Origin of the sequence: Hyphomonas sp. (assembly GCF_037969335.1) — a bacterium.
Classification (GTDB): Bacteria; Pseudomonadota; Alphaproteobacteria; order Caulobacterales; family Hyphomonadaceae; genus Hyphomonas.
The window spans coordinates 40389-47020 of record NZ_JBBKXE010000042.1; the positions used below are offsets into that span (position 1 = coordinate 40389).

Consider the following 6632-nt stretch of genomic DNA (forward strand, 5'->3'; position numbering starts at 1 on the left):
ACTGCTCTGCGCGATGGGAGTGAGATGACCCTGCCTTCACCCACTGCTGCCGTACTGCTGATCGGCGATGAACTCCTGTCCGGGCGCACCCGGGATATCAACTTGCAGCAGATCGCGAAGTATCTCGCGCCTTTGGGCATCCAGGTGCATGAATCGCGCACCGTGTCTGATGTTCAGGCAAGCATCGTGAAGGCCGTGAACGAGCTGCGCGCGGCCTATACTTACGTCTTCACGACCGGCGGCATTGGCCCGACGCATGATGACATCACGGCGGACGCGATTGCAGCGGCCTTTGGCGTCGGGATCGGCGAACATCCCGAAGTCATCGCCATGCTGGCAGAGCGCTATGCCGAGATGAAGACCGAGTTCACGCCCGCGCGGCGCCGCATGGCGCGTGTTCCGCATGGCGCAAGCCTGGTGGCCAATCCTGTGTCCGGCGCACCCGGCTTCCAGATGGAGAATGTCTTCACGCTGGCCGGTGTGCCGCAGGTGGCCCGGGCCATGCTGGAAGATATCGGCCCGCGCCTGCGCACCGGCGCGGTCGTGCACAAGGTCACGATCCGGGGGCTTGGCCTGCGCGAAGGCGATATCGCCGAGCCGCTCGGCGCACTGGCGAAGGAAATTCCGGAAGTGGCCTTCGGCTCCTATCCCTGGTTCCGGTCTGTTGGCGACAATGGTGTTCATCTCGTCGCAAGCACGATCCGTGAAGACCTGATTTCTGAGGTGACGCAGCGCCTTGAGGACATCATCGCGGCTACGGGGGTCAAGCCCGAACGCATCCTGGAGGACACCAAGTGACGGCTTTCCTGACGCGAACGCCTGTCATCTGGGGCCTGTTGATCGCCACGATCCTGATCGGAGCCGGGTTCGGCCTGTTCAATGAAGCGGTCGGGGGCACCTATCTCGATACGATTACCAATGGAGAACACAGCCGTTCGCTGGTCGCGAGCCTGAGCGAGGCGCAAAGATCGGCGCACTTGTGGGTGACCGTATTTCTCGATACCGCCTATCCGCTGGCCTATGGCGGATTCTTCGCCGCAATGGCGCTGCGCTTCTTCGGCAAGTACGGACGGATCGCGGCACTGCCTGCGCTGACGACGGCGATAGTCGACCTGACCGAGAACACGGTCCAGGCGCTTGCATTGTCTGGCGCCGCTGATGCACTCGACGCGAAGGACTGGTTGACCCCGCTGAAGTTCGGCCTGTTTTTTCTGGCTGCGGCCATCGCCCTCATCGCGCTGGTCATTGCCGTCGTGAATATTTTCCGCAAACGGAAGGCCTGACGGGTCACCGCTGCACACACAAAACGAAGTCTGGAAGGAATGCCTGCATGGCCGAGAATATCATCACTGTTGAACGCGACGAAGCGGTTGCGATTGTCACCCTGAACCGGCCCGACGCGCTGAATGCGCTGAGCCGGGCCCTGCGCGCAGAAATCTCGCGCACGTTCACGGCGCTGGCGGCGGATAAGGACATTCGCGCGGTTGTCCTGACCGGCGCGGGCCGGGCCTTCACGGCGGGTGTCGACCTCAAGGAAGCTGGCGAGACGGGCTTTGCCCTTGGCGCTGACGGCGGCGAGATCGATATCGCCAAGGCGATCAATGCCTATCCGTGGCCGGTCATTGGCGCGATCAACGGATTTGCGATCACCGGCGGCTTCGAGCTGGCCCTGATGTGCGATGTGCTTCTGGCGTCCGAGAACGCCAAATTCGCCGACACGCATGCCCGCGTCGGGATCATGCCTGGCTGGGGCCTGTCGCAGAAACTCTCGCGCCTGATCGGCATCAGCCGCGCCAAGGAACTCTCGTTCAGCGGCAACTTCCTTGATGCGGAAACCGCTGAACGCTGGGGCCTCGTCAATCGCGTCTACAAGGCCGACGACCTGCTGCCCGCCGCCCGCAAGCTGGCGCACGAAATGACCAGCTGCGATCCGGTCCTTCTGCGCGGCTACAAGAAGATGATCGATGACGGCTTTGCCATGCCATTCGGCGAAGCGTTGAAGGAAGAGATCCGCCGGTCCGCCGCCCACGCCGCAAATGTCACCGCCGAAAGCGTGGAAGCGGCGCGCAAGCAAGTCACCGAACGCGGCCGCGGCCTGAACTAGTCCAAGAGGGATATCCCATGAGAGATGTTGTAATCTGTGAGCCGCTTCGCACGGCAGTCGGCGGCTTTGGCGGGGCGTTCAAGACGGTCCATGCGCACGATATGGCGAGCCATGTCATTCGCGAATTGATGGCGCGCACCAAATTGCCGGCGGAAGTCGTCGAGGACTGTATCTTCGCGCAATGCTATCCGACCATGGAGGCTCCCGCTTTCGGCCGGATGGTGGCGCTCGACGCGGGCCTGACAACATCGACCGGCGGCTACCAGATTGACCGGCGCTGCGGCTCCGGCCTTCAGGCCGTGATCAACGGCGTGATGCAGGTGGCAACCGGCGCGAATGATCTGGTCATCGCGGGCGGGGCCGAAAGCATGTCGAACGCGCCCTTCTTTTCCATCGATATGCGCTGGGATATCAAGGGCGAAGGCCTGATGCTGCATGATGGCCTCTCACGCGGTCGCTATACGGCGGGCGGCAAGTTCCATCCCGTGCCCGGCGGCATGATCGAGACCGCCGAAAACCTGCGCCGCGACTATCAGATCAGCCGGGCCGCGCAGGATGAATTTGCGTTCAATTCCCACATGAAAGCCGCCGCCGCCCAGAAAAGCGGCAAGTTTGCCGACGAGATCGTCCCATTCACAGTGAAAGGCCGCAAGAGCGACACCGTGGTGTCGGAAGACGAGCATATCCGCGCGGATTCCACGCTGGAGAAACTGTCCTCGCTGCGGGCTATCCAAGGTCGGACAGACCCCGAAGCGACGGTCACGGCGGGCAATGCCTCGGGCCAGAATGATGGTGCCGCCGCCTGTATCGTCTGTACGCGCGAGATGGCGGAGAAATATGGCCTGAAGCCGCTGGGGCGGCTGGTCTCCTGGTCAGTGGCGGGTGTCGGACCGTCGGTCATGGGTATCGGGCCGGTGCCATCGAGCCAGAAGGCGCTGGAAAAGGCCGGGCTGGAACTCAAGGACCTCGACCTGATCGAACTCAATGAGGCGTTCGCCTCGCAAGTGCTCGCCTGTACCAAGGCGCTGGGCCTCGGCGAGGACGATATGGACCGGCTGAACGTCAATGGCTCGGGCATTTCGCTCGGCCACCCGGTCGGCGCGACCGGCGTGCGGATCCTGACCACGATGCTGCGCGAGATGGAGCGGCGGGAGTCGCGCTATGGCCTTGAAACCATGTGCATCGGCGGCGGGCAGGGACTGGCGGCTGTCTTCGAACGGGTGAGTTGAGCCGGGCGCCCGCTTGCCAAGGCAGGCGGGCGCGCATACTCAGGCAAGCCAATGCGGGCGTGGCGAAATTGGTAAACGCAGCAGACTTAAAATCTGTCGGCCGCAAGGCCTTGCCGGTTCAAGCCCGGCCGTCCGCACCATTCTCCACCAGATCGCGAAAAATGTAGCGCAAAAGTCACACTTTGCGGATTCCGTGCGGATGCTTTCCAAAATCTTAATGGCGGCCTCATGCAAGTCCGGAATGGCACCTATATGAAGACCGAGGGAACAAAAGGGGGCGGCCAACCATATCTACAAGGCAGATCAGAAAAATCTGACTTGAAGGACAAGACACAATGTTGCGCACGCTTATCGTATCGACCAGTTTCGCCATCATGGCGCTTTCCGCTCAGGCCAGCCCCGAAGCCGAGGCCCTGATCGCCGGAACCGCCACCCAGATTTCCAATACCCAGACTGGGGCGGGACCGCTCACAGAGGCCGTGGACATCCAGGCCATTGCCCGGTTCACGCTGGGCAAGCATTCGCGCCGTTTGAGCGACGACGAACAGGCGCGCTTTACGGCCGCCTTCGAGGCTTTCCTTGTCAGCACGTTCGAGAACCAGAAGAACAAGCTGAAAAACGCGAAGGTCGACGTGATCGGCTCTGTGGACCGGAACGAGAAGGACTCGGTTGTTGAAACGCGTGTGACGCAGAAGGGCGAAGACCCGACGATTGTGCGCTGGCGCGTGATGGAGCGGAATGGCGAATGGCGCGTGGTGGATGTCGAAGTGCTGGGCCTCTGGCTCGCCATCGAACAGCGCGCGCAGATCGCCGCCATCCTCGACAAGCCCCGCGCCACGATTGATGACGCCATCGCCGCGCTGATCTCCTGATTCTCAGCCAGGTTTGTTTCTTTCATATTCGAGCGCCCCTGCAGGTTTGACGCCTGTGGGGGCGCTTGCGTTCGGGGGATGGGTTTTGGGGGTTGTAAGTCTGGCTCAGGTGTCCGGAATCTTGACTCCGAATTCCCGGCGAAGGCCGGGATCTCGTGCGGCGCGTCCGGACAGGATGGCCTGAGGCCCCGGCATACGCCGGGGACACGGATTGGAGGCGGGCAGTTCCCCGATCAATGCGCTGTTCAGCTTTCCCGAAACGGGTGCACGAAAAGTACACGGATGATGCCCGGACAGATCATCCGACAGCCGGATGATCACGACGCGGCCATTCCACATCACGCCCTAGAGCATTTCGCTGCCCGGACCGCCAGCCGCGCGGAACCACTTCTTGAGGCGCTGGATGCGCCAGAAGACCAGCGGCCAGAGCGGCAGCAGGTACCAGGGCAGGCCCGGCATGGGCACGAGGAGGGAAAAGGGTGACATCGCCGCATTGTACGTCTGTTGCGGCAGGGGGTGGACAAGAAGGTGCCTATGCCACCGTGCCTTCGAACAGGGTGCTGATTTTCTCGATCTCGCGTTGCATATGCTGCCGGAAAAGGATCACGCGTTTCGTACTTCGCAAATCGCGATGATAGAGAAGCCACAATCCCAATTCGTGCTGCTTTTCAGGCTCACGAAACCGGACGAGTGCCGGCTCGCTGTCACCCATGAAACAGGGCAGGTATCCGACCCCTAGCCCTTCCTTCAGGGCAGCAGCGGTGAGCGCCGTATCATCGACACAGAACGAATGATCAAGTTGCGGCCTGGCCTGTTTGGTCCAAGTCCTGTGGTAGTCGCAGCAGTCGACGCCAATCCACTTTTCCGGGGCGTGCCCGGCTGCAAGCGCAGCACAATAGTCAATTGAACCGTATACGGCGGAGGCGACGGTTGTCAGCCGTGTGCCGATGAGCGTCTCGCCGGGCGTATTTGTCTGCCTGAGCGCAACATCGGCGTCACGCTCCGCCAAACGGACAGAATCATTGGTCACCTCAACACGCAGATCGATATTGGGGTAGGCGGTAGCGAACCGGGCAAACAGGGGCATGAGTACTGACGAGGCCATATTGGCGATTGCGGTGACACGCAGCTCTCCCGAGGGGTCATCGCTCTGGCCGGCACTGGTGGCCTCGAATGACAGCAATTCCCGTTCAATCCGGGCGGCTGACTCCCTCAGCTCTTCGCCTGCATCGGTCAGCACGTAGCCGGACGTGCTGCGTTCCAGCAAGGGCGTCGCCAGATCCTTTTCCAGCGCATGAATTCGTCGCGAGATGGTGGAGTGCTGAACGCCCAACCGCTTGGCGGCGGCGCTGAACGAGCCAGCGCGGGCGAAGGCCAGAAACATCCGCGCATCATCCCACTGCATCCGGTCTCTCCTCCATCGTGCATTTTTGCAAAACCGGTGTCGATTTTTACCAAATTCCCAAGAACGTGCGGGAATGCGACCCAGATGGCAACTCAAATGACGACGCTGGCTGCGCTGACAGAATTGGCCGAAGGCGTTGAAAACTGAAAGAAAACGGGGGCCTCGAAATGGTTGTTTCGCTTTATGATCGCCTGGGTGGATATGATGCCATCGGGGAATTCGCCGGAAGACTTATCAGCGGCGCCCAGTCCGACAGCCTGCTTGGCCGCTTCTGGGGCCATCGCGCCGACGACCGGAATGCCCGGGATTTACAGATGCTGATCGACTATCTCGTCCGCGAGACCGGCGGACAAATGTACTATACGGGGCGCGACATGGCGCTGACCCATGCCGGCATGGGCATTACCGACATTGACTGGGCGCGGTTCATCGAGATTGTGATTCAGGTCGCGGGTGAACTCGGCGTCGGCGAATTGGAAGGCGCAGAAGTTCTGGCATTCCTGGATGGCCTCAAGGGCGACATCGTTACCGCAGGCTAATGTCCAGACTGTTCAGGGTGACGCGTCAAAATGGAAAGGCAGGCGATGACCGAAGAATCTCACACGCGCGAGGGCGGCTGCACATGCGGCCATGTCCGCTACCAGGTATTGTCGGCCCCCCTGGTCGTGCATTGCTGTCATTGCCGCTATTGCCAGAGGCAGACCGGGACAGCCTTCGCGATGAACGCGCTGATTGAGGCCGACCGTGTGCGACTGGTGCGAGGCGATGTCGAAGAACTCACCGTCGATACACCAAGCGGAAAGGGGCAGATCATCGCCCGCTGCCCCGAGTGCCGCGTCGCTGTGTGGAGCCATTATAACATGTCGGGCTTGAGAGAGCGCATTCGCTTTATTCGTGTCGGAACACTGGACAATCCTGACCTTATGCCACCCGATGTGCACATCTTTACCACGACCAAACAGCCATGGGTGCAGCTTCCCGAAGGTTCTCGCGTCGTCGACATTTACTATGAGTATGAGGCA

General features: G+C 61.2%; 9 protein-coding genes and 1 tRNA gene. 8 read left to right on the forward strand and 2 right to left on the reverse strand.

The window, feature by feature from the left end; all coding sequences use genetic code 11:
* Nucleotides 1-24 precede the first annotated feature (24 nt).
* The 6 genes from AADA04_RS03060 (at nt 25) to AADA04_RS03085 (ending at nt 4205) form a co-directional block, all read left to right on the forward strand.
* Entirely contained in the window at nt 25-798 is a 774-nt protein-coding gene (locus AADA04_RS03060) for a molybdopterin-binding protein (RefSeq protein WP_340691763.1), read from the forward strand.
* A complete protein-coding gene (locus AADA04_RS03065; RefSeq protein ID WP_340691764.1) occupies nt 795-1283 on the forward strand; it encodes a hypothetical protein in 489 nt (162 codons plus the stop codon). The genes AADA04_RS03060 and AADA04_RS03065 overlap by 4 nt, the downstream gene beginning before the upstream one ends.
* 47 nt (nt 1284-1330) lie before the next feature.
* Nucleotides 1331-2104, forward strand: coding sequence for an enoyl-CoA hydratase (locus AADA04_RS03070; protein WP_340691765.1), 774 nt, complete (start codon nt 1331-1333; stop codon nt 2102-2104).
* Nucleotides 2105-2121: 17 nt separating this feature from the next.
* Nucleotides 2122-3333 (forward strand): acetyl-CoA C-acetyltransferase, encoded by a 1212-nt coding sequence (locus tag AADA04_RS03075; RefSeq protein WP_340691766.1) that lies wholly within the window; start codon nt 2122-2124, stop codon nt 3331-3333.
* A 53-nt stretch (nt 3334-3386) separates the two neighbouring features.
* Nucleotides 3387-3473, forward strand: a tRNA-Leu gene (locus AADA04_RS03080).
* Between the two features lie 195 nt (nt 3474-3668).
* Complete coding sequence (locus AADA04_RS03085) at nt 3669-4205, forward strand: ABC transporter substrate-binding protein (protein ID WP_340691767.1); 537 nt, start codon at nt 3669-3671, stop codon at nt 4203-4205.
* Between the two features lie 345 nt (nt 4206-4550).
* Here AADA04_RS03085 and AADA04_RS03090 read toward each other — a convergent pair whose 3' ends face one another.
* Complete coding sequence (locus AADA04_RS03090; RefSeq protein ID WP_340691768.1) at nt 4551-4691, reverse strand: hypothetical protein; 141 nt, start codon at nt 4689-4691, stop codon at nt 4551-4553.
* Between the two features lie 46 nt (nt 4692-4737).
* The gene (locus AADA04_RS03095) at nt 4738-5610 is read right to left on the reverse strand and encodes a LysR family transcriptional regulator (RefSeq protein ID WP_340691769.1); all 873 of its coding nucleotides are present in this window, start codon (nt 5608-5610) and stop codon (nt 4738-4740) included.
* Between the two features lie 167 nt (nt 5611-5777).
* Between AADA04_RS03095 and AADA04_RS03100 the strand changes: the two genes are divergently transcribed.
* Together AADA04_RS03100 and AADA04_RS03105 are read left to right on the forward strand one after the other, a co-directional pair.
* Nucleotides 5778-6149 carry a group 1 truncated hemoglobin gene (locus tag AADA04_RS03100; protein WP_340691770.1) on the forward strand — a complete coding sequence of 124 codons (372 nt, stop codon included), beginning with the start codon at nt 5778-5780 and terminating at the stop codon, nt 6147-6149.
* A gap of 45 nt (nt 6150-6194) precedes the next feature.
* On the forward strand, nt 6195-6632 hold a 438-nt coding region (locus tag AADA04_RS03105; RefSeq protein ID WP_340691771.1), incomplete at its 3' end, for a GFA family protein.